Genomic DNA, 24,949 nt, shown 5'->3' with positions numbered 1-24,949 from the left:
CAGCCATAGCGCAGGACCCGTGTGCTCGCCAGCCTCTGAGCGATACAGCATCTGGTCCAGCATCGTTCGTCCCTTGCGCTGGCCTAAAACGCCGTGATACCTCGCCCGCGAAGAACCCCTGTCGCGGAACTGCCCACCATGTCGAAAGCAAAAGCCGTCAAGAAAGTCGTGCTCGCCTATTCCGGCGGCCTCGATACCTCGATCATCCTGAAATGGCTGCAGACCGAGCTCGGCGCCGAGGTCGTCACCTTCACCGCCGATCTCGGCCAGGGTGGCGAACTGGAGCCGGCTAGGCGCAAGGCCGAGATGATGGGCATCAAGGACATCCGCATCGTAGATGTCCGCGAGGAGTTCGTATCCGATTTCGTCTTCCCGATGTTCCGCGCCAACGCCGTCTATGAGGGCAGCTATCTGCTCGGCACCTCGATCGCCCGGCCGCTGATCTCGAAACATCTTGTCGAGATCGCCAGGGAGACCGGCGCCGACGCGATCGCGCATGGGGCCACCGGCAAGGGTAACGATCAGGTGCGTTTCGAGCTTTCCGCCTATTCGCTGAACCCCGACATCAAGGTCATCGCACCCTGGCGCGACTGGTCGTTCAAGTCGCGCACCGACCTGATCAACTTCGCTGAGCAGCACCAGATCCCGGTGCCGAAGGACAAGAAGGGCGATGCGCCGTTCTCGGTCGACGCCAACCTTCTGCACTCCTCCTCCGAGGGCAAGGTGCTAGAGGACCCGTGGAGCGAGCCGCCGGAATTCGTCCACCAGCGCACCATATCGCCGATGGATGCGCCGGATGAGGTCACCGAGATCGAGATCGAATTCCTCAAAGGCGATCCGATCGCGCTCGACGGCAAGAAACTGTCGCCGGCGACGATGCTGGCGGCGCTCAATGATCTCGGCCGCGACAACGGCATTGGCAGGCTAGATCTGGTCGAGAACCGTTTCGTCGGCATGAAATCGCGCGGCGTCTACGAGACCCCCGGCGGCACCATCCTGATATCGGCCCACCGGGCGATCGAATCGATCACGCTCGACCGCGGAGCCGCCCATCTCAAGGACGAGTTCATGCCGCGCTATGCCGAGCTGATCTATAACGGCTTCTGGTTCGCGCCCGAGCGGCTGATGCTGCAGGCGATGATCGACAAGAGCCAGGAAGACGTTGAAGGCACCGTGCGGCTGAAGCTCTACAAGGGCAACGTGATTGTCACCGGCCGCAAGTCGAGGAAGACGCTCTATTCCGATGCGCTGGTCACCTTCGAGGACGACCGCGGCGCCTATGATCAGAAGGATGCCGAAGGTTTCATCCGCCTCAACGCGCTCAGGCTTAGGACATTGGCCGCGCGCAGCCGCACGGGTTGAGCCAAACACTATTCCAGGAAAACCCGGCGGAGACGCCGGGTTTCTATTTGGTATCCCTCGCGGGACGGAGGGATTCTGATAATGAAAACGCCATTTTTCTCCTGCTTGCGGCAGCCATCGTCTTTATTGGATGCCAGTCCTCGCAGGCGGCCTCGAAACGCGAGCAGAATCCAGACGGGTGCATCTCTGCTGTCCACCTGTGGAGCATCACGCTCAAGCACGATATCGCCTCTTTCATGGGCGTCTCGCAGGAGCACATGCCGGCCCTGTTCTGCCAGCGCCTTGCCGAAGGGGTGCGCACCGGACGCATCAGCTACTCCGACATAAACAGCCTGCAGCTAGATCAACCGACCGAAATCTGGATGGTCATCAAGGGCAAGTCAAAGGCGGCTGCTAGGGCCACCCCGGCGCCGCGGAACCCCAAATTCCGTACCTGCTCAAATGTTATCACCGGCTCCTTCGAGGTTGCCGCTTCCGAGAAATGCCCCTTGGGCGGCAGCTACTCGCAAGCTGCCGGAGTCCCGACGGTGATCGAGGGCAGGCCAAAGGCGGCTCCTTCAACGCCACGGAACTCCAAGTTCCGTACCTGCTCAAATGTTTACGCAGGCTCCTTCGAGGTTCCCGCTTCCAAGAAATGCCCATTGGGCGGCGGTTACGTGAACAATTGAGAGCCCAGGCGCTCGCCTCTCTTGGCATGCCACACGCACCGACAAAAAAGCCCGGCACACGGCCGGGCTTTTTGTCGAACGGACATTTCTAGTCAGCCGCCGTCGATCGCGTCGGCGATCTGGGCGATGGCCTGTTGGTAGACGCTCGCGGAATTCCAGCCGGCAATTGCACCGATATTCGCCTGCGCGCTGGCGCCCGGTCGCCAACCATGACTCTTGAGGAAGTTGGCGGTAGAAGCCAACGCAGTGGCCTTGTCGCGCAGGTTTTTGTTGCCTACGCCATATGTCAAAACATTTCCGGGCAGGAACTGCGTGTGACCAATCTCGCCATGCGCGGCACCGACCGACGAGGCGCTCAACGCTCCGCGATCAACCAGCTTCAGGGCCGCAATGGCATGCGGGTAGAAGAACTCCGGACGGCGGCAGTCATAAGCGAGCGTTAAAATGGCGGAGACCGTATTCTGGTTGCCCATGGCGGAACCGAAGCCGGTTTCCATGCCCCAGATGGCGAGCAACACGCCCGGCGACACGCCGTAATTCTGTTCGATCTTGTCGAACAGCGCAGCATTGGCCTTCTTCAGTGCACGGCCCCTGGCAATGATCGCGGACGCGCCACGGCGCTTCATGAAAGCTTCCACCGAGCCGCTGAAAGCCTTATGGATGGCGCGGTCAACGGAGATCGTCTTTGTCGCGTAGGTTGCGCGAGCCAGAGCGGCCAGACCCTTCGAGCCGACGCCGTCGGCCTTGGCCTCTGCGGCGAACTCCGGTTTCCACGCCTCGAAGCCGGCGCCGCTCTTGCCACAGCTGGCCGCCCCTGCGCCCGTCGCCAGCGCAAGCACCGCCACCACCGTGGCCACTACAAACATCTTCTTGGCAAGAAATGCCATGCTGCTCTCCTGGTTGCCTGAATCACGTTCCCAATTGCGAACTTGCCTGCGAAACACCTGCTTGTCACTGCCCCGGCGCCACGCCGATGCACTCAATACAGCAGGAACCTCAAATCCACCACACTGGCGGACACCCGGGAATTTGCCTACGATCAAGTAATTATTGTGGCGGGGGCAGAATAAGCATGGAAGACGTTGACGTCGTGATCATCGGCGCCGGTTCAGCCGGGCTTTCGGCTGCCAAGACCCTGCGCGCTGCCGGTTTTTCCTTCAAATTGTTGGAAGCGATGAACCGCATTGGCGGCCGCGCCTGGACCAGCGATCAGCATTTCGGCGTGCCGTTCGACATCGGCTGCGCCTAGTTGCATGCCGCGGACCGCAATCCCTATTTTCCCGAGGCGAAAGCCGCCGCCTGGACGCTTCACCATCACGACATGAATGTCGATCATCTCTACTACCGCGAGCGAAAGGCAAGCGAAGCCGAAGAGGCGGCGATGAAGGTGGCCGACGCAAGGCTGTTCGAACTGGTGGCGGCACATCAGGTGAGGGAAGGCGACGACGACCGTCTTTCGGCATTGCTCGCCAAGGGACACGCGCCGCGCGCCGCCGCAACCTTCGCCGGGCCGATGGATTTCGGCGCCGACGAGGACGAGATATCGATCCGCGACTTTCAGGCCGCCGCCGATCTCGATCCGAACTATTTCACCAGGGAAGGCTTCGGTACGCTGGTTGCGCGCTTCGGCGCCGATGTGCCGGTGGCACTGTCGACGCCGGTGCGCAAGATCGTCTGGGATGGGCCGGGCGTAGCCTGCGTCACCGATCGCGGTACCATCTGCGCCAAGGCGGTTATCGTCACCGCCTCGCCGGCAGTGCTCGCCTTCGAGGAGATTGCGTTCTCGCCTGCACTCCCCGACGCGCATTTCGCCGCCTTCTTTGACCTGCCGATGGGCATGCTGACCAAGCTGCCGGTCGAAATATCCGGTACAAGGCTCGGCCTGGAGCCGTTCGACGATTTGCTGATCGAGCGGCTGGCCAGACACGACATCTACTTCCTCTGCTTTCCCTTCGACCTCGATCTGATGGTCGGTTTCGTCGGCGGCGATTTCGCCTGGGAGATGTCGGCGGCGGGCGAGGCGGCCGGCATCGACTTCGTCGTCGACCGGCTCTGCGGCATCTTTGGCGGCGACGTGCGAAAACATGTCGGACGCGCGATGATGACCAATTGGGGCGCTGAGCGGTTCGTGCGCGGCGCCTATGCGGCGGCGCGGCCAGGCCGCTCGCAAGCGCGCGCCACGCTGATGCAGCCGGTGGCGGAAAAGATCTTCTTCGCCGGCGAGCATTTGGCCGGTCCGCTGATGCAGACCTGCGGCGGCGCCAGGCTATCGGGCGCGGCAGTGGCCAAGGAGGTCGTCGCCCAGCTTGCGGCAAAATAGCGTCGGCCGGCAGGAACGTGGGCAGCTGACAGGCGTTTGGCGTTCTCCTGTTCGTATTGTCCTTCGCATTTCGAATGATTTGAGACGCCAATGAAGCTTTTCGACTGCCCGCATTGCGGCCACCGTCTCTATTTCGAGAACGCGCAATGCCTGAACTGCGCCAGCCTCGTGGTCTACGATCCCGAGCATGCGCGCTTCGCGCTGTCCGGCGGCGACGTCTTCCATTGCACCAATGCCGACGAATGCGCCTGCAACTGGATGGCGGAGCCCGGCCACGCCTTCTGCCGCGCCTGTGCGCTGAACCAGCTGATTCCGGATCTGTCGGTCGACGGCAACCGCCGCCGCTGGATCCGTGTCGAGGCGGCAAAGAAGCGTGCCGTGTATTCGCTGCTCGCCTTCGGCCTGCCGGTCGCACCCAAGCAGAATCCCGGCGACGAGATCGGCCTCGCTTTCGATTTTCTTGCCGATCCGATCGGCGGCGGTCCCGGCGGCGAGCGTATCTTGACCGGCCACGACAACGGCCGGATCACGCTCAACGTCGCCGAGGCGGATTCGGCAGAGCGCGAGCGACGGCGCGTCGAGATGGGCGAGAACTACCGCACGCTGCTCGGCCATTTCCGCCATGAACTCGGCCATTATTACTGGGACCGCCTGATCCGCGACGATCCGCAAAGGCTTGCCGGTTTTCGCGCTTTGTTCGGCGACGAGCGCGCCGATTACGAACAGGCGCTGAAGACCTATTATGCCGATGGCGCGCCGCCCGACTGGCAGCAGCGCCATATCTCGGCCTATGCGACGTCGCACCCATGGGAGGACTGGGCCGAGACATGGGCGCATCACATGCACATCACCGACACGCTGGAGATGGTGCATGCCCTGAATTTCCCGCTCGGCCGGCTGGAGACCGTTGAAGCCAACGAGCTGCCGCGCGCCGATACCGGCGGCAAGTTGCAGCCGGCACCATCGGAACCCGCCCCCAGGCCAGAGCCCTTCGAAAGGATTCTCGAGCGCTGGCTGGTGCTGTCGGAGGCATCCAACTCGATCAACCGCTGCATGGGCCTGCCCGATCTCTATCCGTTCGTCATCTCGGACGTGGCGGCGCAAAAACTTGCTTTTGTTCACGAGCTTTTGACCGACCTGCCGAAAACGACTGGAACAAATCGTGAGCCGGCCGAAGCCTTTTAGCCGGAACGCATGCGGCTTTGCTTCGTTTTCCGTGCCAAGGGACTGTGAAACGGAGAGAAAACCATGAAACGCATATTGTTTCCGGCGGTGGCCGGAGCGCTCATAGCGATGTCGGGCTCTGCTTTGGCCGACACCGCCGTCTCGGCCATCACCGATCTCAATGTACGCGCCGGCCCCGGCCCACAATATCCGGTCATCGGTGTGCTCGCGGCCGGCCAGTCCGCGACGCTCGACGGCTGCATCGCCAATAGCAAATGGTGCACCATCGCCGAGGCCAACGGCCAGGGCTGGGTCTATTCCGACTATGTGACGGCCGATTTCGGCGGCAGCCGTGTGGTCCTGACACAGCGTCCGGCCAGCGCCGACATTGCCGTCGTGACACCGCCTGCCGATAGCGCCGAATATTCCGACACCTATACCGGAGCGATCGTTGCCGGCGAGGCGATCGAGCCCATCCGCAGACCGCCGGCCGAGATCCGCACCTATGTCCGTACGCATCGGCTCGAACCGGTCTATCTCGAGGGTGAGGTGGTTACCGGCGCGACGTTGCCTGACACCGTCGAGCTGCGCGAGATTCCGGACTATGATTACCGCTATGTTTATGTGAACGGCCAGCCGGCACTGGTCGATCCAGGCACCAGGCGCATCATGTACGTCGAGCGCTGACGATACAAGCAGGGCGGTCGCCCTATAGCGGCGGCCGCTCGCACTGCCGACATTGCCACAAGCCGGTACTGCCGCTGCAATACCGGTTTCCACATTGCGGCCGATGTTCTAGACCTTGCGAGCCGAAGCACCAGCCAGCGAGCCCGCGTGACGATCGACCCAACCGCCTTCCAACAGTACCGGCACACCACCAACAACAAGACCACTTTGCCGCGGCTTCTGCTTGGAGCGGTGGTCGTCATCCTGTTCTGGCTCGGAACAACTGCCGCCGTGCTGTTCGGCGGCACATATGCCTTTGCCGTTTGGCAGGCGTCATCTGGCACCGCCCCGCCAGGTGGAGGAGCGGTGCAGGATTTCATGGCCTCTCCTGCGGGCATCCTCGCGGCGCTGGCTTCATTTGCCGGAATCTGGCTCGGCCTTTGGGCTGCAATGCGCTGGATCCATCGCGAAAAGCTGACCGCCCTGATTGGCGTCAGCCGGCGCATTTCTTGGGCGGGGTTCCTGAAAGGGCTGACCGCGGTGCTGATCACCTCGCTGCTTTCCGAGATCCTGCTTTATGGTTTGCAGCCCGACATCGCGCGCGGCGCGATCGGCCTGTCCTGGTGGCTTTTGTTCCTGATCCCGATCGCCGCCCTGACCTTTCTGCAGACCTCGTCGGAGGAGATGCTTTTTCGCGGTTATCTGCTCAGGAGCCTGGCGAGCCGGTTCCAGAACCCTTTCATCTGGGCGCTGCTGCCGGGATTGCTGTTCACCTCCCTGCACTGGAGCCCAGGTTCGAGCGCCGCCATCAATGCCTGCGTGCTGGCCTCGATCGCCGCCTTTGCGCTGTTGCTGACGCTTCTGGTCTATGCGACCGGCAATCTCGGTGCCGGCTTCGGCGCCCATCTCGGCAACAATCTAACCGGTTTCCTGCTGATTTCGCACCAGCAAAGCTATAATTCCTTCGCCCTGTTCAACGCCAAGCCGCTCGAATCCGCCGGCTGGACGACTTTAGACGCCGTCCTCATCGCCGTGATCGGCATCGTCAGCAGCCTGTTGACTGTTCTGTTGCTTTTGCATCCGCGCTCACCGCTGAAGGTCGAGCCGGATATGCCGCTCGCCGGCGGCGTGCGCTGATGCGCCTTGCCTGGCCGCCCCGAGCATATTTGGCGCAAAGCCTGACGAAAGCTTGACTCTGCAGCCGATTTCCTGTCTACACGCCGCGAAATCCGCGACGAGTATTCCTCCGAGCAAACCGACCGGGACGCCGAAACCTCCTTGAGGTGAAGTGCTGTAAATCGATCCCGGAGGCCAACACCCGGCAGCGCTGTGCGCCCCCGGGTGCTTTTTGGCTTTGGGCTTTTGCCCGGACCGGCTTTTGCTTGGACAGTTGGCGCGAACGCATTACCTCTCGGGCATCATCCGGGTGCCAGGGAAAAGGAAAAAGAATGTTTGAATCGCTACAGGAACGCACAAGAGGCGTGGAGGGCCATCGGCCCGACAGGGATCAAAATCAATCCAAGGCGCTGTCGCGCGGTGGGTTGACCAATGTTTGAGTCCCTGCAAGAGCGCCTTGGTTCGATCCTGAACGGCCTCACCGGCCGCGGCGCCTTGTCGGAGGCTGACGTCTCGGCGGCGCTGCGCGAGGTGCGCCGTGCGTTGCTCGAGGCCGACGTGGCCCTGGAAGTGGTGCGTTCCTTCACCGACAAGGTGCGCGAAAAGGCCGTCGGCGCCGCCGTGGTCAAGTCGATCAAGCCCGGCCAGATGGTCGTCAAGATCGTCCATGACGAGCTGGTCGAGATGCTCGGCGCCGAGGGCGTCGCCATCGATCTCAATGCACCGGCTCCGGTCGTCATCATGATGGTCGGCTTGCAGGGTTCCGGCAAGACGACGACCTCGGCCAAGATCGCCAGGCGCCTCACCGACCGTCAAAACAAGAAGGTTTTGATGGCCTCGCTCGACACGCGGCGTCCCGCCGCACAAGAGCAGCTCCGCCAGCTCGGCGAGCAGGTCAAGGTCGCCACATTGCCGATCGTCGCCGGCCAGACGCCGGTCGATATCGCCCGCCGCGCCGTGCAGGCGGCCAAGCTCGGCGGCCATGACGTCGTCATCCTCGACACTGCCGGCCGCACCCATATAGACGAGCCGCTGATGGTCGAGATGGCCGACATCAAGAAGATGTCGTCGCCGCACGAGATCCTGCTGGTTGCCGATTCGCTGACCGGCCAGGACGCCGTTAATCTGGCAAAAAGCTTCGACGAGCGCGTCGGCATCACCGGCCTCGTGCTGACCCGCATGGACGGCGACGGCCGCGGTGGTGCGGCGCTCTCGATGCGCGCCGTTACCGGCCAGCCGATCAAGCTGATCGGCACCGGCGAAAAAATGGACGCGCTGGAGGAATTCCATCCCAAGCGTATCGCCGACCGCATCCTCGGCATGGGCGACATCGTCAGCCTCGTCGAAAAGGCGGCCGAGAACATCGACGCCGAGCAGGCGGCGGCGATGGCCAGGAAAATGCAGTCGGGCAAGTTCGACCTGAACGACCTCGCCGGCCAGCTTCAGCAAATGTCGAAAATGGGCGGCATGGGAGGCATCATGGGGATGATGCCCGGTATGGGCAAGATGAAGGACCAGATGGCCGCCGCCGGTCTCGACGACAAGATGTTCGGCCGCCAGCTCGCCATCATCTCGTCGATGACTAAGGCCGAGCGCGCCAACCCGGATATTCTGAAGCACTCGCGCAAGAAGCGCATCGCCGCCGGCTCGGGTACCGACGCGGCCGAAATCAACAAACTGTTGAAGATGCATCGCGGCATGGCCGACATGATGAAGGCGATGGGCGGCAAGGGCAAAGGCGGCGGCCTGATGCGCGGCATGATGGGCGGCCTCGCTTCCAAGATGGGGCTCGGCGGCATGATGCCTGGCGGCGCAGGCGGTCCCGGAGGCGGCATGATGGGCGGCGGCATGCCGGATCTCTCCAAGATGGACCCCAAGCAGCTCGAAGCCTTGCAGAAGCAGGCGCAGGCGGCCGGGCTCGGCGGCATGAAGGGCCTGCCCGGTGGTCTTCCCGGTGGCGGTGGCCTGCCTGGGCTGCCCGGCGGCATGAAACTTCCCGGCCTGCCGGGCGGTGGTGGGCTGCCAATGCTTGGCAAGAATGGCCTCGGCAAGAAGAAGTGAGAGCGCCATGAACGAAGAGAAGGACATGGCGGACGCGCGTGCGGCGCTGGCCAATTATCGCGCCTCGATCGACAACATCGACGCGGCGCTGATCCACATGCTGGCCGAGCGCTTCCGCTGCACCAAGGCAGTCGGCGTGCTGAAGGCGGAACATGGCCTGCCGCCTGCCGACCCGGCGCGCGAGCAGGAGCAGATCGCCCGTCTTCGCCAACTGGCCAAGGACGCCCATCTCGACCCGGATTTCGCGGAGAAATTCCTGAACTTCGTCGTCCGCGAAGTGATCCGCCATCACGAGCAGATCGCCGCATCCAACGGCGTGACGAAAACCGGCTGAGGACCAGCCACCAACCGATCAACCAAATCAGAGCTTTAGGAGAAGAGAAATGCCACTGAAAATCCGATTGGCCCGTGCGGGCTCGAAGAAGCGTCCCTATTACCATGTCGTCGTCGCCGACGCGCGTTCGCCGCGCGACGGTCGTTTCATCGAGTCGCTCGGCTCGTGGAACCCGCTGCTGCCCAAGGACGGCGAACGCGTCAAGGTCGACGCCGAGCGCGTCAAGCATTGGCTGTCGCATGGCGCCCAGCCGACCGACCGCGTGCTGCGCTTCCTTGATGAAGCCGGCATCGCCAAGCGCGAAGCCCGCTCCAACCCGAAGAAGGCCGAGCCCGGCAAGAAGGCGCAGGAGCGCGCAGCCTTGCTGAAGAAGGCGCAGGAAGATGCCGCCGCGGCCGTAGCCGCCGCTGCAGCCGCGCCGGCCGAGGCGGAAGCCGCCAGCGCCGAATAAATCATCTCCACCACCACGAAACGGCGGGCCTTGCCCGCCGTTTGCTGTTCGTCCGCATGGTGCGGCCTGATCAATAGCCCTCGGGGCAACTCGCAACGTACACACGACCGTTACGATCGCGATAACGGCACTGGCCGCTTTCGCTGGCACGGCCGATCAGCGCACCGGCCAAAGCGCCGGCCGCACCGCCGATCACCGCGCCCTTGGTTGGGTTGCCGGCCACCGCAGCGCCGACCGCCGCACCGCCCAGGCCACCAACTGCCGCGCCTTGCTCAGTGCGGGAGCAGGCACCGAGCGGTACCAGCAAGGCCATCAAGATCATCACCTTTTTCATTGTCGTTCCTCTCCAACAGGGTGCCGTCCTCGCCGCTGCACCTCCTAACTCGCAACCAGGCGATTTGATCCAAAGAAGAAGATCGGCTGCCGCCCGGCGCTCTGGCGGCGTGGCCACCATCGAACGGCTTTCGAAGTCGCCGCTATTGGCTGAATGGGAACAACCCGCGCACCCTTGGATCGCGCAGATACAGGCCACCCCAGAGGATGGCGCCGAGATAGACGCCGAACAGTATGTGCGAGAACAAAGGGCTGCCGATCCGCACATGCGTGGCGACGGCGCCGCCGAGATAAGCGGTGAGCAGGATGGCGCCGAGCACCGAGGTGCGCGGCAGCGCGTAAAGCGCTGTCGAGACCAGTCCAATGATGCCGAGAATGCGCGAGACATTGGCATCGGCCGGCCAGCCGAGCTGCACCATGGTCTGGGTGACGATTTCGAGCGGCGGTAGCTTGATCACGCCGTCGAAGATCATGAACAGCACGACGACGGCGCTGAGCACGCGGCCGGCCCACAAGGCACGCGATGAGACGGGTGCTGCCTGAGACATGGTCATTGATGTTCCCTCCGGTCGTTGTGAGCACTGGCTCCTCCGCCAGCTCGAACCAAGGACGCGGCCCATTACGGCGATCCGACATGCCTCCAGTTCTTTTCACTCCAGCGGCGAACCTTGGGTGTGTACGTTCAGTCAGCAACGAACCTGGCCAAGTCCACCTTGCGGGGTGAGGTGGAGGGCGTTATCGAAAATCCATAGAAGTGTCTTCGAGCGCTCGACGCAGCAGCCGCCTAGTCGCACAACGAAAGCAATCGATGGCCGGAGAGACCGACCTGAAACAGTTGCTGGCCGCAATGACGCCGGAATTGCTTGCCGGGGTTCATGTGTTCACCACGTTGCCACCCGATGCGCCCGTTCCCGACAGGCTCCACCCGGTGATGCTATTTCGCGAGCGCGAGGGCATGACGCTGATCGTGCATGAAGACCATGCCAAGGCCGCTGGACTGAAAACCGTGTTCCGCTGCCGGATGCTGACGCTGAACATCCATTCGTCGCTGGACGCGGTCGGCTTCCTCGCCGCCATCACCGCACGACTGGCCGCGGCCGGCATCGGCGTCAATCCGGTCTCGGCCTTCTACCACGATCACCTGTTCGTGCCCGCCGACCGGGCGGAGGAGGCGCTGGAGTTGCTGTTGGACCTAGCGGAGGAGAACCGGCTGTGACGCCGGCACCTTGCTGGCCATTTGAGACGCCTGCGCTGCCCCTCATCCTCCTGCCGGAACCTTTTCCCCGTGAGCGGGGAGAAGGGCGCTAACGGCCGAAGGCCGAGCCCGCGACTGCGGCCGCCGGCCTTCCGGCGCCCCCGCGGAGGGCCAGCCGCGATAGCGGCGATACGGCACGTGAGCGAAAAGCAAGCTGAGCAAAAATCGCGGCCGAAGGCCGAGCCTGCGACCGCAGACCGCCGGTCGTCCGGCGCCCCGCGAGGGCCAGCCGCGTTAGCGGCGATGCGGCCGTGAGCGAAAAGCAAGCTGAGCAAAAATCGCGGCCGAAGGCCGAGCCTGCGACCGCAGGCCGCCGGTCGTCCGGCGCCCCCGCGGAGGCCAGCCGCGTTAGCGGCGATACGCCCCGCGAGCGAAAAGCAAGCTGAGCAAAAAACACGGCCGAAGGCCGAGCCTGCGACCGCAGGCTGCCGGTCGTCCGGCGCCCCCGCGGAGGCCAGCCGCGTTAGCGGCGATACGGCCGTGAGCGAAAAGCAGGCTGAGCAAAAATCGCGGCCGAAGGCCGTGCCTGCGACCGCAGGCCGCCGGTCGTCCGGCGCCCCCGCGGAGGCCAGCCGCGTTAGCGGCGATACGGCCCGTGAGCGAAAAGCAAGCTGAGCAGAGATCGCGAAGGCCGTGCCTGCGACCGCAGGCCGCCGGTCGTCCGGCGCCCCGCGGAGGCCAGCCGCGTTAGCGGCGATACGGCCGTGAGCGAAACTACGCCGCCTTCTTCTTTGGCTGGATCAGCCCGCGCTCGACCAGCAGCTCGGCGATCTGAACCGCATTGAGTGCCGCGCCCTTGCGCAGATTGTCGGAGACGATCCACATCGACAGGCCGTTGTCGATGGTCGAATCCTCGCGGATGCGCGAGATGAAGGTGGCGTCCTCGCCGGCCGATTCCAGTGGCGTGATGTAGCCTCCGTCCTCGCGCTTGTCGATGACCTGGCAGCCCGGCGCCTCGCGCAGGATCTCGCGCGCCTCATCGGCGGTGATCGGCTTTTCGAACTCGATGTTGACCGCTTCCGAATGACCGATGAACACCGGCACCCGCACGCAGGTCGCCGTCAGCTTGATCTTGGGGTCGAGCATCTTCTTGGTCTCGGCCACCATCTTCCACTCTTCCTTGGTGAAGCCGTCGTCGAGGAAGACGTCGATATGCGGGATTACGTTGAAGGCGATACGCTTGGTGAACTTCTTGACGTCGACGGTGTCGGCGACGAACACCGCGCGAGTCTGCGTGAACAATTCGTCCATGCCTTCCTTGCCGGCGCCGGAGACCGACTGGTAGGTGGCGACGACGACGCGCTTGATGGTGGCAGCGTCATGCAGCGGCTTCAGCGCCACGACCAGCTGCGCCGTCGAGCAGTTCGGGTTGGCGATGATGTTCTTGCGCGTGAACAGCGAGATCGCATCCGGGTTCACTTCCGGAACGATCAGCGGCACGTCCTGGTCGTAACGGAAGGCCGACGAATTGTCGATGACGACGCAGCCCTGCTTGCCGATCTTCGGCGACCATTCCTTCGAGACGTTGCCGCCAGCCGACATGATGCAGATGTCGGTGTCTGAAAAATCATATTGGTCGAGCGCCCTGACCTTCAGCGTGCGGTCGCCGAACGACACTTCCGTGCCCTGGCTGCGCCGCGAGGCCAGCGCCACCACCTCGCTCACCGGAAAGCCGCGTTCCTCCAGTATGTTGAGCATTTCCCGGCCCACATTGCCCGTGGCGCCGACGATCGCAACCTTGAAACTCATCGAAATCTCCTGTCCCTCTCCGCTCGGTTTCTGGAGAAAACCCGCCGGCCGATGCGGGTTTCAACCCCCGGGCCGGACCCGGGAGAGGGTGGTTAGGCCAAGGGAATCAGACCGTTTTGGTGGTCGTTTTGCCGGTTTTTTTGAGCAACAACGTGGGTTTGCTGGAACGAGGAGACGCACCGACGCACCCGGCCCAATGGTTCGCATTGGGGCCGGGGATGTCGAATGCAAGGAGCGCCATCAGAAGGCCGCGCATCGAAACTATCCCGTTCGGTGCCGGCTTTTACGCGGTTTGCGTCCAGAGTCAATCGCAACCAGGCCGACCCGTCCGCCCTGTACAATGACATCGGCACCAAGTACGAACGGGTATCGTCTGGCTCGTGGCGCCCGTCCGTGGCGCTTGCCGACATTTACCCGTCGCCGGGTATTTAAGAATCCGAATTTCGAAAGAGCAAGATGTCCAATTTCGAAGCTATTGTTCCCGCGCTGGCAAAGGCGCTGGAAAAACGCGGCTATGTCGAGCTGACGCCGGTGCAGAAAGCGGTTCTCGAGCTTGGCCAGGCCGATGCGCTGGTTTCGGCCCAGACCGGCTCCGGCAAGACCGTCGCCTTCGGTCTGGCTTTGGCGCCGACCCTTCTCGATGGCGCGGAGCGCTTTTCCCACGCGGCGGCACCCTTGGCGCTTGCCGTGGCGCCGACGCGGGAGCTGGCCCTGCAGGTGACGCGCGAGTTGGAATGGCTTTACGAACTGACCGGGGCAGCGATAGCCTCCTGCGTCGGCGGCATGGACATGCGCACCGAGCGGCGCACGCTGGAACGCGGTGCCCACATCGTCGTCGGCACGCCCGGCCGCCTGCGCGACCACATCACCCGCAACTCGCTCGACATGTCGGCGCTTAAGGCAGTGGTGCTCGACGAAGCCGACGAGATGCTCGACCTCGGCTTTCGCGAGGATCTGGAATTCATCCTCGATGCTGCCCCTGCCGATCGCCGCACGCTGATGTTTTCCGCCACTGTGCCGCGCTCCATCGCCACGCTGGCCAAGGGCTACCAGCGCGATGCGGTACGCATCTCGGCTGGTGGCGAGGAGAAACAACATCTCGACATCGAATACCGCGCGCTGAGCGTCGCCCAGGCGGATCGCGAAAACGCCATCATCAACGTGCTGCGCTTTTACGAAGCCAAGAACGCGCTGGTGTTCTGCAACACCCGCGCCGCCGTCAACCATCTGACGGCGCGCTTCAACAACCGCAACTTTTCCGTCGTGGCGCTGTCCGGCGAGCTTAGCCAGAACGAGCGCAGCCACGCGCTGCAGGCGATGCGCGACGGCCGCGCAAAAGTCTGCATCGCCACCGACGTCGCGGCACGCGGCATCGACCTGCCCAACCTCGAGCTGGTCATCCACGCCGACTTGCCGACCAACCCGGAGACGCTCCTGCACCGAAGCGGGCGGACGGGACGGGCAGGACGCAAGGGCGTCAGCGCGCTGATCGTGCCCAACAATGCCCGCAGGCGCACCGAACGCCTGCTGCAAAGCGCCGGCCTTGCGGCGACGTGGGCGAGCCCGCCTTCGGCCGACGACGTCTTGCGCCGCGACGACGAACGCATCCTCGCCGCCCCGGTCTTCAGCGAGCCGGTGACGGACGATGAGCGCGGCTTCGTCAACGCGCTTCTCGACCAACGTGGCGCCGAACTGGTGGCGGCGGCCTTCGTGCGTCTCTGCCGCTCCAGCCGCTCGGCGCCCGAGGATCTCTTGGACGTCGCTCCGTTCACGCCGTCCGGCGACAGACCCGCTGGCGACAGAGCCGCCCGCCGCGACGAGGCAGCGAGCCGCCGCGACGATTTCGGCGACAGCGTCTGGTTCTCGCTGTCGGTCGGACGCCGGCAGAACGCCGAGCCGCGCTGGCTGATCCCGATGCTGTGCCGGACAGGCGGCATTTCCAAGCGCGAGATAGGCGCGATCAAGATGCAGCCGGAGGAAACCTTCGTGCAGATCGCGGCGGACTGGGCCGAGCGCTTCCTCGCTGCGATCGGTCCCGACCGCAAGCTGCAGGGCAACATTGCGGTCAAGCGGCTGGACGCTACGCCGGATTTGTCGCGAGCCGGCTATCAGGAACCGCGGCCCGACAAGAAGCCGCATCGCGGCAAGCGCACCTTCGATCAGCACGCGCCCAAATTCGAGAAGCGCGCACCGGCCGACCAGCGCCCGGCATTCGAGGCGAAGCCCTGGGCCGGGAAACCGGCCAAGGCGAAGTTCGAAGGCGGACCTGCGAAACACAAGAAATCGAAGAAACGGCCGGGGTAAATAGCCAGCACTCTCCATTTCCGCACGCCCCTTGCGGTCTGCCGGAACTTTGCACAGTCTGGGGCGGGGAAATGGGGGTGGGCAGGACATGCGCGGCGAAGTTCTTCATTACGACGAAGACCAGGGTTTTGGTTTCATCACCGGAGCCGACGGCAACCGCTACACTTTGGCGCGCGAAGATTTGCGCCGCGAAGCATCGGTTGCCGGAGGTACGACCGTCGAATTCCAGCCGGCTGGCGGACGGGCACGCGATGTTTTTTCGATCCGCGTCCAACCTCGCAGTGCGCCTGCCGACGCCTCCACTGCAACCGCCGTGCCATCTCAGGCCGGCAATGCGCCAGCGGCACGTCAGCCGCAACATTTCGGCCGTTCCGCTGAACAAAGTCCGGCCGAATCCGCCGGCCTGTGGAACTATTTCTGGCTGGGTCTGACCGAGAATTACTTCAACTTCGCCGGCCGTGCCCGCCGCAAGGAATATTGGGGCTATTGCCTGTTCTGGACGATCGCGCTGATCGTGGTCATAGGACTCGGCGTCTTCATCGATGACGCCATGGGCAATCTCGACAACAGTGAACTGCCGGCAGTAACGGTCGGCCTTTTCGGCCTCTTCCTGCTGGCGACAGCCCTGCCATGGTTCGGGCTGAACGTGCGTCGCCTGCACGACATCGGCCTGACCGGCTGGCTCTTCCTGCTTTTCCTGATCCCGACCTTCGGCATCGTGATCATCCTGATCTTTGCGCTGATCCCGACCCAGCCGCGTGAAAACCAGTGGGGTCCGGTGCCGGCAGGCGTCAGGGTTTAGCCGGCGCCGTGCCTAGCAGCCGCTCCATTCGCACATGTGATGCGTGCATATTGCAATTGGAAACAACCTTGGATAGTATCCGTACGGCACAGTATTTGGGGGCAAGCAATGCGCGGCGCGATTTATCATTATGACCAGGATCAGGGTTTCGGATACATCAATGGAGCCGACGGCAAGCGTTACATCGTCGGGCATGAGGATCTGAGTCCCGGCGTGGCGTTGGTCAGAGGCGCACCCGTCGAGTTCCAGCCGGACGATGGGACTGCGCGCGCCGTCATTGCAGGAAGGCCAAGGGCTGCCGAATCCCGCAGCCTCATTCCCAACGGCGTTGAACCTGCCCAATCCACCGGATTATGGGCTTATTTCTGGCGCGCATTCAAAGTGAGACATGTCAGCTTCACCGGCCGCGCCCGCCGCAAGGAATTTTGGGGCTTTTTTCTGCTCACGCTGATCGTGTTCTTCGCGCTTCTTGCGTTCGGCGTCCTCATCAATGCAGCGATCACAGCTGTCAGAGGCGACCTGGAATTTGGAGCTTTGGGTTATGCGCCAGCCTTCGTGTTCCTGCTATTGACTGTCCTGCCGTGGTTTGCCCTTATGGTACGACGCCTGCATGACATCGGCCTGAGCGGCTGGTTCGTTTTGCTGTACTTCGTTCCCGGCTTCAACACGCTGGGTCTGTTGGCGCTTGGGCTTATCCCATCCAAGGTCAGTGAAAACCCTTGGGGGCCGGTGCCGGCGGGCGTCAGGGTTTAGCGATCGCCTTCAGCGTCTCGCTCGAAAGCCTGAGGAAGACCTTCCGACCCTGGCGCTCCGCGCCGAGTCCGACGTAGAAGCGCAGCGCACGCTCGTTCCAGTCCTCGGTGGTCAGGTCGATGCGGCCGATGCCTTCGCGCAGGCAATGGCCGGCAAGGAATGCCATCAGCGCTCGACCGACACCGCCATTGCGGGCATCATCGCGTACGAATAGGTCCTTGAGGAACAGCAGCCGCTCGAGATCGATGCCGGGATGCGCGATCGCAACCGAGGCCAGCCCGCAAACTTCACCATCGACAAAGGCGAGCGCAAAATGCGGATAGGCCGGACTTTCGTCGCCAAGCCATTTCTGCGCCGCCGACAAAGCTTGGCTGGCGTCGAGTGGCGGCTGCCGGTAATGCACCGCCATTTCGCAAAGCATGGCGGCGAGTGCCGCGGCATCCCCGGTCGTCGCCCAGCGGACGTCGACCGACACAGGATCAGCCCAGGAACTTGGCGATGATCGCGTCGCCCATCTCAGCGGTGCCGACCTCGGTCATCCCCGGCGAATGAATATCCCTGGTGCGCAAGCCCTGGTCGAGAACGGCGGCGATCGCGCCTTCCAGCCGGTCGGCCTCTTCAACCATGCCGAAGGAATAGCGCATGCACATGGCGAATGAGGCGATCATGGCGATCGGATTGGCGATGCCCTTGCCGGCGATGTCGGGCGCCGAGCCGTGCACCGGCTCGTAGAGCGCCTTGCGCTGTTTTGTCTTCGCATCCGGCGCGCCGAGCGAAGCCGACGGCAGCATGCCGATCGAGCCGGTCAGCATGGCGGCGATGTCGGACAGCATGTCGCCGAACAGATTGTCGGTGACGATGACGTCGAACTGCTTCGGCCAGCGCACCAGCTGCATTCCGCCGGCATCGGCCAACATGTGATCGAGCTTGACGTCGGCATAGCGCGCCTTGTGCGTCTGGGTGACGACCTCGTTCCACAGCACGCCAGATTTCATCACATTGCGCTTTTCCATCGAGGTGACGTGGTTCTTGCGCGTGCGTGCCAACTCGAAGGCAACGCCCGAAATGCGCTCGATCTCGAACGTGTCGTAAACTTGAGTATCGATGCCGCGCTTCTGGCCGTTGCCGAGATCGATGATCTGCTTCGGCTCGCCGAAATAGACGCCGCCGGTGAGCTCGCGCACGATGAGGATATCGAGCCCTTCGACCACCTCCTGCTTGAGCGAGGAGGACGCCGCCAGCGCCGGATAGCAGATTGCCGGCCTTAGATTGGCAAACAGCTCCATGTCCTTGCGGAGCCGCAGCAGACCCGCCTCCGGGCGCACCTCGTAAGGCACCGCATCCCATTTCGGTCCGCCGACGGCGCCGAACAGCACTGCGTCCGCGGCCATAGCCTTGGCCATGTCGGCATCGGAGATCGCCGCGCCATGCGCGTCATAGGCGCAGCCGCCGACAAGGCCCTCATCGGTGACGAAATCGCTGCCAAGCCTGTCGTTCATGGCGGCGATCAGCTTCTTCAACTCGGCCATCGCCTCGGGGCCGATGCCGTCGCCGGCAAGCAGGAGAAGATTTTTCGAAGCCATGAGAACCGTCCCGATTGTTTAGCACATGAACGCGGCCTTGCTAAACGCCAAGCAGCCGGCGCGCAAGCCTGCGGTTCAGAGCATCGGACCCAAAAGTGGAAACCGGTTTTGGGAGAATCCGATGCTCAAGCCAAAACGCCTACAGATGCGAAAGGATATTGACCAGCCTGCCGAACGGGTCGCGTACGAAGAAGCGCCGCACGCCCCAGGGTTCGTCCGCCGGACCGTATTCGATGGCAAAGCCGGCCGTCCTCATGCTTTCAAGCGCGGCATCGACGTCGTCGATTTCGATAGAGATGTCCGGCACCGGCGTTCCTGACCCTCCTTCGGCCATGAAACTGACCTGCACGGACATCGTCTCTTGCGAGCCGTAGGTAGCGATCCAGCCCATATCCATCTTGAGATCGAGGCCGAGCACATCCTGATAGAAGGGTTTTGCCGCCGCGATATCCTGCGTGTCTATGTTTGCAACGATGCGCCTGACCTTCACCATGGGCCGATCCTCGTGCTAACCGTGTCGTTGTCGCAACCGTGACAGGCATCAGGCTGTGCGCCGCAGCGCCGTCACCTCGATCTCGATCTTCATCTCCGGCTTGTTGAGCTGGCACACGATCATCGTTGCCGCCGGCCTGATCTCGCCAAAGGCCTCGCCGAGGATCGGGAACACCACATCCACGAAAGCCGCATCGGTGATATAGTAATGTGCCCGCACCACATCGGCCATTTCGAAGCCGCCGTCTTGCAATGCCTTGGCGATGGTAGCGAGGCAATTACGGGTCTGCGCCTCGACCGTCTCCGGCATCGTCATAGTGGCATAGTCGTAACCGGTCGTTCCGGAGACGAAACACCAGTCGCCCTGCACCACGGCACGCGAATAGCCGGCGGTCTTCTCGAAGGGCGAACCGGTGGAGATCAGTTTTCGCATGGGGCGGCCTCGCTGGGTTGCTGAGCGTCGTCTAGCAGAGGGGGGCCGGGCGGGTCATGAGCCAAGCTAGGCAAATTGTTGTCACGAGGCGGCAAGACGAAAACCTCGGAGATTGGCCGGAGCATCTATCCCGTCGTCATCCTATGGCGGAGCAAGGAGCGTATCGACGCAGCGTAGACCATAGGATCCATGCCGAGACATCACGGGCTTTGCCACGGTGCAGAATTTCTGCTCAGCCGCCTTCCGACAACGGTCGCAGCAAGGATCCTCGGGTCAAGCCCGAGGATGACGAATGCGCAGTTGCGACCCCTTGTCGAAACCTTAATTGGCCGACCCCAGCGCCTTGTCCAGCGCTTCCTTGACGTCGGCCGGCCATGTACTCACCGCCGGCCACGCGTCCGGCTCGGGCTTGTCGCCGCGGCGGGCGAAATAGAGCTTATGGTTGACCGGGTCGACGGCCATGAAACCGTCATTGCCGCCGCAATCATGCGGCACGCAGCCGCTGGCAAAAAAGGCGCCCGAAGCGGTCTCCTCAGTACCGCCGCCGACCAGCAGGCTGGTCGCCATGTCGGGCATGTCCTTGCCGAGCAGCGTCTCGGCTAGCCTGTAGACGGCCTCGTTGTGAAAGGCATCAATGATGTTATCGTATTTCGACGGATCGACGTCTTTCCACTCCGTGCCCGGCTCCGGCATGTAGGTCAGATTACCGGACGTCGTCAGCCCGTCCGTCGGCGACCATTGCAGCGCCGGCTTGGAATCGCCCGGCAAAAGATAGGGTACGAAATAGATGGCGCTGTCGGAGATCGCGGCCGGTGGTGCGCCGCATTCATCCTGCTCGACCGTGGTCGTCTGGATCGTGCCGCCTTCCGGCTTCCACACGATCACCTTGGCCGGGCCGCATTGATTGCCGCCGTCGCCGACATCGACCAGCGCCACCTTGACACCGCCGACCTCGACGACCTTGTCGAAGAAGACGTCGTAATTGCGCGCCAGTTCCTTGCCGTCGAAGGCGAGCACCCGTTCCCCGTACTCTTCCTCCTGGGTGATGGTCAGCTGGCCACCCTCGAACGGGATCGGCGCCTGTTTGTCATTGTCGGCTAGGGCCGCATTGCTCAACGCGCCCTGGTCGGCCCCGCCGGACGCATCGTCAGCCGGCACGAGCACCATATCGGTCTGTGCATGCGCGCCTGCCACTGGCATCAGAATCCACGCCAGCGCGCAGGCCCCTGCAAGAAGCGAACGTGTCATGACTGTCCCCTCCGTTCAGCCGCCACGAATCCGGTCTGTCGCGGCCAGGTCATCGTACCGCTCAGGCCCAGGGGCGCTCAGCAGCATTCTTCTTCTCGAACGAAGCGATGGCGCCAGCCTTCTCCATGGTCAGACCGATATCGTCGAGCCCGTTGAGCAGGCAGTGGCGCTTGAACTCGTCGAGGTCGAACTTGACCACGCCGCCGTCCGGCCCGCGGATTTCCTTGGTCTCGAGATCGACCGACAGCGTCGCGTTGGAACCGCGCGACGCATCGTCCATCAGCTTCTCCAGGTCTTCAGCGCTGACGGTGATCGGCAGGATGCCGTTCTTGAAGCAGTTGTTGTAGAAAATGTCGGCGAACGAGGTCGAGATGACGCAGCGGATGCCGAAATCGAGCAGCGCCCACGGTGCATGTTCCCGGCTCGAACCGCAGCCGAAATTGTCGCCGGCGACCAGGATCTGCGCCTTGCGGTAGGCCGGCTTGTTGAGCACGAAGTCCGGGTTTTCCGAACCGTCGTCCTTGTAGCGCATTTCGGCGAACAAGCCGGTGCCGAGCCCGGTGCGCTTGATCGTCTTGAGATAATCCTTGGGGATGATCATGTCGGTGTCGACATTGACGATCGGCATCGGCGCGGCGACGCCGGTGAGCTTGGTGAATTTTTCCATGGTTCTTGCCCGTCTTCTTCTCGTTGCGGGGAATTGCTGGCGCCCGGTTTACACAAAGCCGCGGGCAAATAAAAGGCGGCTGTTTCTGGACTTCCGTCGTCGATCGAAACACAAAACGCTTCAAAACCACCGGCCCATGGTGCACTTTTATCGACATGACAACGCGATCCACGGTCCTCTACGCCAGCGAACCGGACCTCGGCACCGCCGAGTTCCGCCGCGTGCTGGTGGAATCCGGCCTCGGCGAGACACGGCCCGTCGATGACAACACTCGATTGAAGGCGATGTTGTCAGCGGCCAATTTGGTGCTCACCGCGCGTCTCGACACAGAAGGCAAGCCGCTGGTCGGTGTCGCTCGCGGCATCACCGACTTTTCCTGGGTCTGCTATATCTCCGAGCTCGCTGTTTCTGCATCGGCGCAAGGGCTGGGTATCGGCAAGGGCCTGATGGATGAGGCACGCCGGCAACTCGGACCGTCCGTCGCCATCAGCCTGATCTCCATGCCCGACGCCGTCGGCTTCTATGAGCGTATCGGCATGGAGCGCATGCCCAACGCATTCTGGTTCGGCCGCAAGCGCTGAAATCCACTTTCAGCGACCTCAACCTGCGCATCCTCGGCCAAGGTTCTGCCTCTTGACATGCAACCATATGGTTGCATATTAGGGTCATGAGCATGGATGCCGTCTTTCGCGCCTTGGCCGACCCGACACGTCGGCGATTACTGGACAGCCTTCATGCAAGGAACGGGCAGACGCTGAACGCGCTGTGCGGTGAGATGGACATGACGCGCCAGGCGGTGACCAAGCATCTGGCGATCCTGGAAGAAGCAAACCTCGTCACCACCATCCGCCAGGGACGCGAGAAGCAACATTATCTGAATCCGGTTCCCATCAACGAGATCGCCGAACGCTGGATCGGCAAATTCGAGCGGGGGCGACTGGGCGCCCTCAGCGATTTGAAGAAACGCCTCGAAAGGGAAGACTGATGAGCAACATTTTCGTTTATATCACCTACATCCGCACCTCGCCCGAAAAACTCTGGCAAGCGCTGACCGAGCCGGAGTTCCAGCGGCAATATTTCCTCGGCGCCCAGATGCTAAGCGACTGGAAACAAGGTTCGGCGTGGAAGATGGTTTACACCGACGGCCGCGTCACCGACAACGGCGAGGTCCTCGAGATCGATCCACCCAAGCGCATCGTGCTCAAATGGCGCAACGAGTTCATGCCCGAGATCAAGGCGGACGGCTACACACGCTGCACCTTCGCCATCGAGCAGGAGGGCGAGATGGTGAAGCTCGCCATCACACACGAAGCCGATGGACCGCACAAGCTGCTTGGCCATGTGGCGAACGGCTGGCCGCTCATCCTGTCCAGCCTGAAGAGCCTGCTCGAAACCGGCAAAGGCCTGTCGCGCCCGGCGTCGAAGCTTGAGGTTGTTTCGATAGCGAAACGTTTCTGGAGACAGCGATGTACAGTGCCGCGGTGCACAGCATGACGAATGGCAAGGCCGTTATGGCGAGCGCCGATGTTTGCGCGCCGCCCGAGCGGATCTTTGACGCGCTCGTTACACGCGAGGTCGAGCGCTGGTGGGGGTCCGCCACGACCTACCGGATGACCGGATGGACGGCCGACCTCCACGTCGGCGGCCGCTGGAGCGTCACCGTCGAGACGGCGGCCGGCAGACACCTGCCCGCCAGCGGCGAATTCCTGGAGATCGAAGAGCCGCGCCGAATCGTGCAGACGCGGAGATACGGCTGGGACCATCCGACGCTTGGCCGCCGCCAAACCAAAGTCGCCTGGCTGCTGGAGCCGATCGCCGGCGGCACACGCGTCACCATCTGCCATGGCGGCTTCGCCGGCCTCGCTGCTGCCGCGACGAAGCATGCCGAAGGCTGGGCCCAGGTGCTGGGCTGGCTTCAGGCGTATCTTGGTACGGACGGCTTGGCGGCGGCTTAATCCACCAAGCAACGGTAGCATCCCTTCGGGCTAGCGTTAAATTACATTCAATTCCCGAAACGGCCGCCCATCGGCGATCCGGCTATACCCGAACGCCGAGCAATCCACCGTGCGATAGCCGCCATGCACGATCAGTTCGGCCAGCGCCTTGCCGACGGCCGGCGCCTGCTGCAGGCCGTGGCCGGAAAAGCCGTTGGCGAAGAGGAAATTCTTCACCTCAGGATGCGGGCCGATCACCGCATTCTGGTCGAGCGTGTTGTAGTCGTAATGGCCGGCCCAGGCACGTGTCGGCTTGATCGCCTCGAAGGCGGGAATGCGGGTGGCCAGCACCGGCCAGATCACCTCTTCGAACAGCGGCCAGTCGGGCTCGAAATCACCGGGGTCGGCAGGACCGTCGCCCTCTTCCGGCTCGGCACCGCCGGTGATGTAGACCGAGCCCTCCGGCCGGACATAGATGCCTGAGGGATCGACCAGCAGCGGCATGTCGGCGTATTTTTCGCGTGCCTCGAAGACGAAGACGTTGCGCTTGCGCGGCTCCACCGGCAGCGCCAGCCCGGCCATATCAGCCACCTTGCCGGCATTCGGCCCGGCGGCGTTGATAACGGTGCCGGCCTCGAGCCGCTCGCCATTGTCGAGGCTGACGCTGGCGACGCGGTCGCCCTGGCGCTCGATGCCGGTCACATCGGCGGTGATGAAATCGATGTTTTCGCCCCGCAGCGCCTTGCGGAACAGCATCAGCATCGCATGCGCATCGAACCAGCCTTCGCCGCTGCGGCCATAGGCGCCGGCGGTGATGCCCTCGGCCGACAGCCATGGAAACCGGCGGACAAGCGCCTCCGCATCCTCAAGCACGATGTCGGCGCCCTCGGCCATCTGCGCCTCGTGGTTGGCCTTGAGGATCGGCAGCCCGTTTTCGCCGGCAAGGATAAGATAGCCGCCTTCGCGAAAGCCGATATCGGCGTCCGCGCCAAACTCTTCCCTGAGCCGCCGGAACAGTTTCAGCGTGAATTGCGACAGCCGGATGTTTTCCGGGATCGAGAACTGCTGGCGGATGGAGGCGCAGGACAGCGTGGTCGCGGCGCGGGAAAATTGCGGGTCGCGCTCGACAAGCGCGATCGAGTCCGAAAACCCTTCCTCGCGCAGATAATAGGCGACCGAGGAGCCGACGATGGCTCCGCCGATGATGACGATGTCATAATGCACCTTTTGGCCCTTCCGATCTGAACCGCCGAG

The 24,949-nt window shown here is 63.1% G+C and carries 30 protein-coding genes; 18 read left to right on the top strand and 12 right to left on the bottom strand.

What is annotated here, in order from left to right:
- Nucleotides 1-138: 138 nt before the first annotated feature.
- Nucleotides 139-1,362, top strand: coding sequence for an argininosuccinate synthase (locus NKH42_RS11015; RefSeq protein WP_352974072.1), 1,224 nt, complete (start codon nucleotides 139-141; stop codon nucleotides 1,360-1,362).
- Entirely contained in the window at nucleotides 1,359-2,030 is a 672-nt protein-coding gene (locus NKH42_RS11010; RefSeq protein ID WP_352507352.1) for a hypothetical protein, read from the top strand. Before NKH42_RS11015 ends, NKH42_RS11010 begins: the two co-directional genes overlap by 4 nt.
- Nucleotides 2,031-2,122: 92 nt before the next feature.
- On the opposite strand, the gene NKH42_RS11005 is transcribed toward NKH42_RS11010, so the two are convergent.
- Entirely contained in the window at nucleotides 2,123-2,917 is a 795-nt protein-coding gene (locus tag NKH42_RS11005) for a lytic murein transglycosylase (protein WP_352507353.1), read from the bottom strand.
- A 185-nt stretch (nucleotides 2,918-3,102) separates the two neighbouring features.
- Here NKH42_RS11005 and NKH42_RS11000 point away from each other — a divergent pair, with 185 nt between their 5' ends.
- The 8 genes from NKH42_RS11000 to rpsP all read left to right on the top strand — a co-directional run bounded on the left by NKH42_RS11000 (nucleotide 3,103) and on the right by rpsP (nucleotide 10,142).
- Nucleotides 3,103-3,279: an FAD-dependent oxidoreductase gene (locus tag NKH42_RS11000; RefSeq protein ID WP_352507354.1), complete on the top strand. Its 177-nt coding sequence runs from the start codon at nucleotides 3,103-3,105 to the stop codon at nucleotides 3,277-3,279.
- On the top strand, nucleotides 3,280-4,350 hold the full coding sequence (locus NKH42_RS10995; RefSeq protein WP_352507355.1) for a flavin monoamine oxidase family protein: 1,071 nt from the start codon (nucleotides 3,280-3,282) through the stop codon (nucleotides 4,348-4,350).
- A gap of 90 nt (nucleotides 4,351-4,440) precedes the next feature.
- Nucleotides 4,441-5,535, top strand: a complete 1,095-nt coding sequence (locus NKH42_RS10990; RefSeq protein ID WP_352479694.1) for a zinc-binding metallopeptidase family protein — start codon at nucleotides 4,441-4,443, stop codon at nucleotides 5,533-5,535.
- A gap of 63 nt (nucleotides 5,536-5,598) precedes the next feature.
- Nucleotides 5,599-6,201, top strand: a complete 603-nt coding sequence (locus NKH42_RS10985) for a DUF1236 domain-containing protein (RefSeq protein WP_352479695.1) — start codon at nucleotides 5,599-5,601, stop codon at nucleotides 6,199-6,201.
- Nucleotides 6,202-6,348: 147 nt separating this feature from the next.
- On the top strand, nucleotides 6,349-7,317 hold the full coding sequence (locus tag NKH42_RS10980) for a CPBP family intramembrane glutamic endopeptidase (protein ID WP_352690921.1): 969 nt from the start codon (nucleotides 6,349-6,351) through the stop codon (nucleotides 7,315-7,317).
- A 411-nt stretch (nucleotides 7,318-7,728) separates the two neighbouring features.
- Nucleotides 7,729-9,357, top strand: coding sequence for a signal recognition particle protein (gene ffh / locus NKH42_RS10975; RefSeq protein WP_352690923.1), 1,629 nt, complete (start codon nucleotides 7,729-7,731; stop codon nucleotides 9,355-9,357).
- A 7-nt stretch (nucleotides 9,358-9,364) separates the two neighbouring features.
- Nucleotides 9,365-9,691, top strand: a complete 327-nt coding sequence (locus NKH42_RS10970; RefSeq protein ID WP_254817890.1) for a chorismate mutase — start codon at nucleotides 9,365-9,367, stop codon at nucleotides 9,689-9,691.
- A 49-nt stretch (nucleotides 9,692-9,740) separates the two neighbouring features.
- Nucleotides 9,741-10,142, top strand: coding sequence for a 30S ribosomal protein S16 (gene rpsP / locus NKH42_RS10965; RefSeq protein ID WP_254817891.1), 402 nt, complete (start codon nucleotides 9,741-9,743; stop codon nucleotides 10,140-10,142).
- 70 nt (nucleotides 10,143-10,212) lie between these two features.
- Here the strand turns inward: rpsP and NKH42_RS10960 are convergent, their stop codons facing one another.
- Both NKH42_RS10960 and NKH42_RS10955 read right to left on the bottom strand, forming a co-directional pair.
- Nucleotides 10,213-10,476 carry a YMGG-like glycine zipper-containing protein gene (locus NKH42_RS10960; RefSeq protein ID WP_023680734.1) on the bottom strand — a complete coding sequence of 88 codons (264 nt, stop codon included), beginning with the start codon at nucleotides 10,474-10,476 and terminating at the stop codon, nucleotides 10,213-10,215.
- Nucleotides 10,477-10,618: 142 nt separating this feature from the next.
- Nucleotides 10,619-11,029 carry a DoxX family protein gene (locus NKH42_RS10955; RefSeq protein ID WP_352690925.1) on the bottom strand — a complete coding sequence of 137 codons (411 nt, stop codon included), beginning with the start codon at nucleotides 11,027-11,029 and terminating at the stop codon, nucleotides 10,619-10,621.
- Nucleotides 11,030-11,283: 254 nt separating this feature from the next.
- On the opposite strand from NKH42_RS10955, the gene NKH42_RS10950 reads away from it, so the two are divergent.
- Nucleotides 11,284-11,691, top strand: coding sequence for an ACT domain-containing protein (locus NKH42_RS10950; RefSeq protein WP_352479699.1), 408 nt, complete (start codon nucleotides 11,284-11,286; stop codon nucleotides 11,689-11,691).
- Between the two features lie 753 nt (nucleotides 11,692-12,444).
- On the opposite strand, the gene NKH42_RS10945 is transcribed toward NKH42_RS10950, so the two are convergent.
- Together NKH42_RS10945 and NKH42_RS10940 are read right to left on the bottom strand one after the other, a co-directional pair.
- A complete protein-coding gene (locus NKH42_RS10945; protein ID WP_352479700.1) occupies nucleotides 12,445-13,479 on the bottom strand; it encodes an aspartate-semialdehyde dehydrogenase in 1,035 nt (344 codons plus the stop codon).
- Nucleotides 13,480-13,585: 106 nt separating this feature from the next.
- Nucleotides 13,586-13,735, bottom strand: a complete 150-nt coding sequence (locus NKH42_RS10940; protein ID WP_352650252.1) for a hypothetical protein — start codon at nucleotides 13,733-13,735, stop codon at nucleotides 13,586-13,588.
- Nucleotides 13,736-13,935: 200 nt separating this feature from the next.
- On the opposite strand from NKH42_RS10940, the gene NKH42_RS10935 reads away from it, so the two are divergent.
- The 3 genes from NKH42_RS10935 (at nucleotide 13,936) to NKH42_RS10925 (ending at nucleotide 17,338) form a co-directional block, all read left to right on the top strand.
- On the top strand, nucleotides 13,936-15,783 hold the full coding sequence (locus tag NKH42_RS10935) for a DEAD/DEAH box helicase (RefSeq protein WP_352751433.1): 1,848 nt from the start codon (nucleotides 13,936-13,938) through the stop codon (nucleotides 15,781-15,783).
- Between the two features lie 88 nt (nucleotides 15,784-15,871).
- Nucleotides 15,872-16,585 (top strand): DUF805 domain-containing protein, encoded by a 714-nt coding sequence (locus NKH42_RS10930; RefSeq protein WP_352690929.1) that lies wholly within the window; start codon nucleotides 15,872-15,874, stop codon nucleotides 16,583-16,585.
- 108 nt (nucleotides 16,586-16,693) lie between these two features.
- Nucleotides 16,694-17,338 carry a DUF805 domain-containing protein gene (locus tag NKH42_RS10925; RefSeq protein ID WP_352690931.1) on the top strand — a complete coding sequence of 215 codons (645 nt, stop codon included), beginning with the start codon at nucleotides 16,694-16,696 and terminating at the stop codon, nucleotides 17,336-17,338.
- Here the strand turns inward: NKH42_RS10925 and NKH42_RS10920 are convergent.
- The 6 genes from NKH42_RS10920 to leuD all read right to left on the bottom strand — a co-directional run bounded on the left by NKH42_RS10920 (nucleotide 17,328) and on the right by leuD (nucleotide 21,761).
- Entirely contained in the window at nucleotides 17,328-17,813 is a 486-nt protein-coding gene (locus NKH42_RS10920) for a GNAT family N-acetyltransferase (protein ID WP_352690932.1), read from the bottom strand. The two genes, NKH42_RS10925 and NKH42_RS10920, sit on opposite strands and share 11 nt — an antisense overlap.
- Nucleotides 17,814-17,817: 4 nt before the next feature.
- Nucleotides 17,818-18,921 carry a 3-isopropylmalate dehydrogenase gene (gene leuB / locus NKH42_RS10915; RefSeq protein WP_352751430.1) on the bottom strand — a complete coding sequence of 368 codons (1,104 nt, stop codon included), beginning with the start codon at nucleotides 18,919-18,921 and terminating at the stop codon, nucleotides 17,818-17,820.
- Nucleotides 18,922-19,060: 139 nt separating this feature from the next.
- Nucleotides 19,061-19,411: a VOC family protein gene (locus NKH42_RS10910; protein WP_352690956.1), complete on the bottom strand. Its 351-nt coding sequence runs from the start codon at nucleotides 19,409-19,411 to the stop codon at nucleotides 19,061-19,063.
- 51 nt (nucleotides 19,412-19,462) lie between these two features.
- On the bottom strand, nucleotides 19,463-19,846 hold the full coding sequence (locus tag NKH42_RS10905; RefSeq protein ID WP_254817900.1) for a RidA family protein: 384 nt from the start codon (nucleotides 19,844-19,846) through the stop codon (nucleotides 19,463-19,465).
- Nucleotides 19,847-20,167: 321 nt separating this feature from the next.
- Nucleotides 20,168-21,094, bottom strand: a complete 927-nt coding sequence (locus tag NKH42_RS10900; RefSeq protein WP_352690936.1) for an Ivy family c-type lysozyme inhibitor — start codon at nucleotides 21,092-21,094, stop codon at nucleotides 20,168-20,170.
- 61 nt (nucleotides 21,095-21,155) lie between these two features.
- Complete coding sequence (leuD, locus tag NKH42_RS10895) at nucleotides 21,156-21,761, bottom strand: 3-isopropylmalate dehydratase small subunit (protein WP_254817902.1); 606 nt, start codon at nucleotides 21,759-21,761, stop codon at nucleotides 21,156-21,158.
- A 155-nt stretch (nucleotides 21,762-21,916) separates the two neighbouring features.
- Between leuD and NKH42_RS10890 the strand changes: the two genes are divergently transcribed.
- The 4 genes from NKH42_RS10890 to NKH42_RS10875 all read left to right on the top strand — a co-directional run bounded on the left by NKH42_RS10890 (nucleotide 21,917) and on the right by NKH42_RS10875 (nucleotide 23,716).
- A complete protein-coding gene (locus tag NKH42_RS10890; protein ID WP_352690938.1) occupies nucleotides 21,917-22,342 on the top strand; it encodes a GNAT family N-acetyltransferase in 426 nt (141 codons plus the stop codon).
- A gap of 92 nt (nucleotides 22,343-22,434) precedes the next feature.
- Complete coding sequence (locus tag NKH42_RS10885; RefSeq protein ID WP_352690939.1) at nucleotides 22,435-22,746, top strand: ArsR/SmtB family transcription factor; 312 nt, start codon at nucleotides 22,435-22,437, stop codon at nucleotides 22,744-22,746.
- On the top strand, nucleotides 22,746-23,255 hold the full coding sequence (locus NKH42_RS10880; protein ID WP_352751428.1) for an SRPBCC family protein: 510 nt from the start codon (nucleotides 22,746-22,748) through the stop codon (nucleotides 23,253-23,255). The genes NKH42_RS10885 and NKH42_RS10880 overlap by 1 nt, the downstream gene beginning before the upstream one ends.
- Complete coding sequence (locus NKH42_RS10875; RefSeq protein ID WP_352690943.1) at nucleotides 23,252-23,716, top strand: SRPBCC family protein; 465 nt, start codon at nucleotides 23,252-23,254, stop codon at nucleotides 23,714-23,716. Before NKH42_RS10880 ends, NKH42_RS10875 begins: the two co-directional genes overlap by 4 nt.
- Before the next feature lie 36 nt (nucleotides 23,717-23,752).
- Here the strand turns inward: NKH42_RS10875 and NKH42_RS10870 are convergent, their stop codons facing one another.
- A complete protein-coding gene (locus NKH42_RS10870) occupies nucleotides 23,753-24,919 on the bottom strand; it encodes an NAD(P)/FAD-dependent oxidoreductase (RefSeq protein WP_352751426.1) in 1,167 nt (388 codons plus the stop codon).
- Between the last annotated feature and the right edge of the window lie 30 nt (nucleotides 24,920-24,949).

The sequence above is a fragment of the Mesorhizobium sp. M1142 genome (genome assembly GCF_040318565.1).
Classification (GTDB): domain Bacteria; phylum Pseudomonadota; class Alphaproteobacteria; order Rhizobiales; family Rhizobiaceae; genus Mesorhizobium.
Note: the sequence above shows the minus strand (reverse complement) of the source record. Positions and strands in the feature narration are given on the sequence as shown.

What these genes read in the sequence shown, in the direction of transcription:
- NKH42_RS10875 (WP_352690943.1), top strand. Translation starts at nt 23,252, where the DNA reads ATGACGAATGGCAAGGCCGTTATGGCGAGCGCCGATGTTTGCGCGCCG.
- rpsP (WP_254817891.1), top strand. Translation starts at nt 9,741, where the DNA reads ATGCCACTGAAAATCCGATTGGCCCGTGCGGGCTCGAAGAAGCGTCCC.
- NKH42_RS11005 (WP_352507353.1), bottom strand. Translation starts at nt 2,917, where the DNA reads ATGGCATTTCTTGCCAAGAAGATGTTTGTAGTGGCCACGGTGGTGGCG.
- NKH42_RS10930 (WP_352690929.1), top strand. Translation starts at nt 15,872, where the DNA reads ATGCGCGGCGAAGTTCTTCATTACGACGAAGACCAGGGTTTTGGTTTC.
- NKH42_RS10990 (WP_352479694.1), top strand. Translation starts at nt 4,441, where the DNA reads ATGAAGCTTTTCGACTGCCCGCATTGCGGCCACCGTCTCTATTTCGAG.
- NKH42_RS10985 (WP_352479695.1), top strand. Translation starts at nt 5,599, where the DNA reads ATGAAACGCATATTGTTTCCGGCGGTGGCCGGAGCGCTCATAGCGATG.
- NKH42_RS10970 (WP_254817890.1), top strand. Translation starts at nt 9,365, where the DNA reads ATGAACGAAGAGAAGGACATGGCGGACGCGCGTGCGGCGCTGGCCAAT.
- NKH42_RS10900 (WP_352690936.1), bottom strand. Translation starts at nt 21,094, where the DNA reads ATGACACGTTCGCTTCTTGCAGGGGCCTGCGCGCTGGCGTGGATTCTG.
- leuD (WP_254817902.1), bottom strand. Translation starts at nt 21,761, where the DNA reads ATGGAAAAATTCACCAAGCTCACCGGCGTCGCCGCGCCGATGCCGATC.
- NKH42_RS10905 (WP_254817900.1), bottom strand. Translation starts at nt 19,846, where the DNA reads ATGCGAAAACTGATCTCCACCGGTTCGCCCTTCGAGAAGACCGCCGGC.
- NKH42_RS10885 (WP_352690939.1), top strand. Translation starts at nt 22,435, where the DNA reads ATGGATGCCGTCTTTCGCGCCTTGGCCGACCCGACACGTCGGCGATTA.
- NKH42_RS11000 (WP_352507354.1), top strand. Translation starts at nt 3,103, where the DNA reads ATGGAAGACGTTGACGTCGTGATCATCGGCGCCGGTTCAGCCGGGCTT.
- NKH42_RS10925 (WP_352690931.1), top strand. Translation starts at nt 16,694, where the DNA reads ATGCGCGGCGCGATTTATCATTATGACCAGGATCAGGGTTTCGGATAC.
- NKH42_RS11015 (WP_352974072.1), top strand. Translation starts at nt 139, where the DNA reads ATGTCGAAAGCAAAAGCCGTCAAGAAAGTCGTGCTCGCCTATTCCGGC.
- leuB (WP_352751430.1), bottom strand. Translation starts at nt 18,921, where the DNA reads ATGGCTTCGAAAAATCTTCTCCTGCTTGCCGGCGACGGCATCGGCCCC.
- NKH42_RS10880 (WP_352751428.1), top strand. Translation starts at nt 22,746, where the DNA reads ATGAGCAACATTTTCGTTTATATCACCTACATCCGCACCTCGCCCGAA.
- NKH42_RS10890 (WP_352690938.1), top strand. Translation starts at nt 21,917, where the DNA reads ATGACAACGCGATCCACGGTCCTCTACGCCAGCGAACCGGACCTCGGC.
- NKH42_RS10935 (WP_352751433.1), top strand. Translation starts at nt 13,936, where the DNA reads ATGTCCAATTTCGAAGCTATTGTTCCCGCGCTGGCAAAGGCGCTGGAA.
- NKH42_RS10940 (WP_352650252.1), bottom strand. Translation starts at nt 13,735, where the DNA reads ATGCGCGGCCTTCTGATGGCGCTCCTTGCATTCGACATCCCCGGCCCC.
- NKH42_RS10960 (WP_023680734.1), bottom strand. Translation starts at nt 10,476, where the DNA reads ATGAAAAAGGTGATGATCTTGATGGCCTTGCTGGTACCGCTCGGTGCC.
- NKH42_RS10945 (WP_352479700.1), bottom strand. Translation starts at nt 13,479, where the DNA reads ATGAGTTTCAAGGTTGCGATCGTCGGCGCCACGGGCAATGTGGGCCGG.
- NKH42_RS10950 (WP_352479699.1), top strand. Translation starts at nt 11,284, where the DNA reads ATGGCCGGAGAGACCGACCTGAAACAGTTGCTGGCCGCAATGACGCCG.
- NKH42_RS10955 (WP_352690925.1), bottom strand. Translation starts at nt 11,029, where the DNA reads ATGACCATGTCTCAGGCAGCACCCGTCTCATCGCGTGCCTTGTGGGCC.
- ffh (WP_352690923.1), top strand. Translation starts at nt 7,729, where the DNA reads ATGTTTGAGTCCCTGCAAGAGCGCCTTGGTTCGATCCTGAACGGCCTC.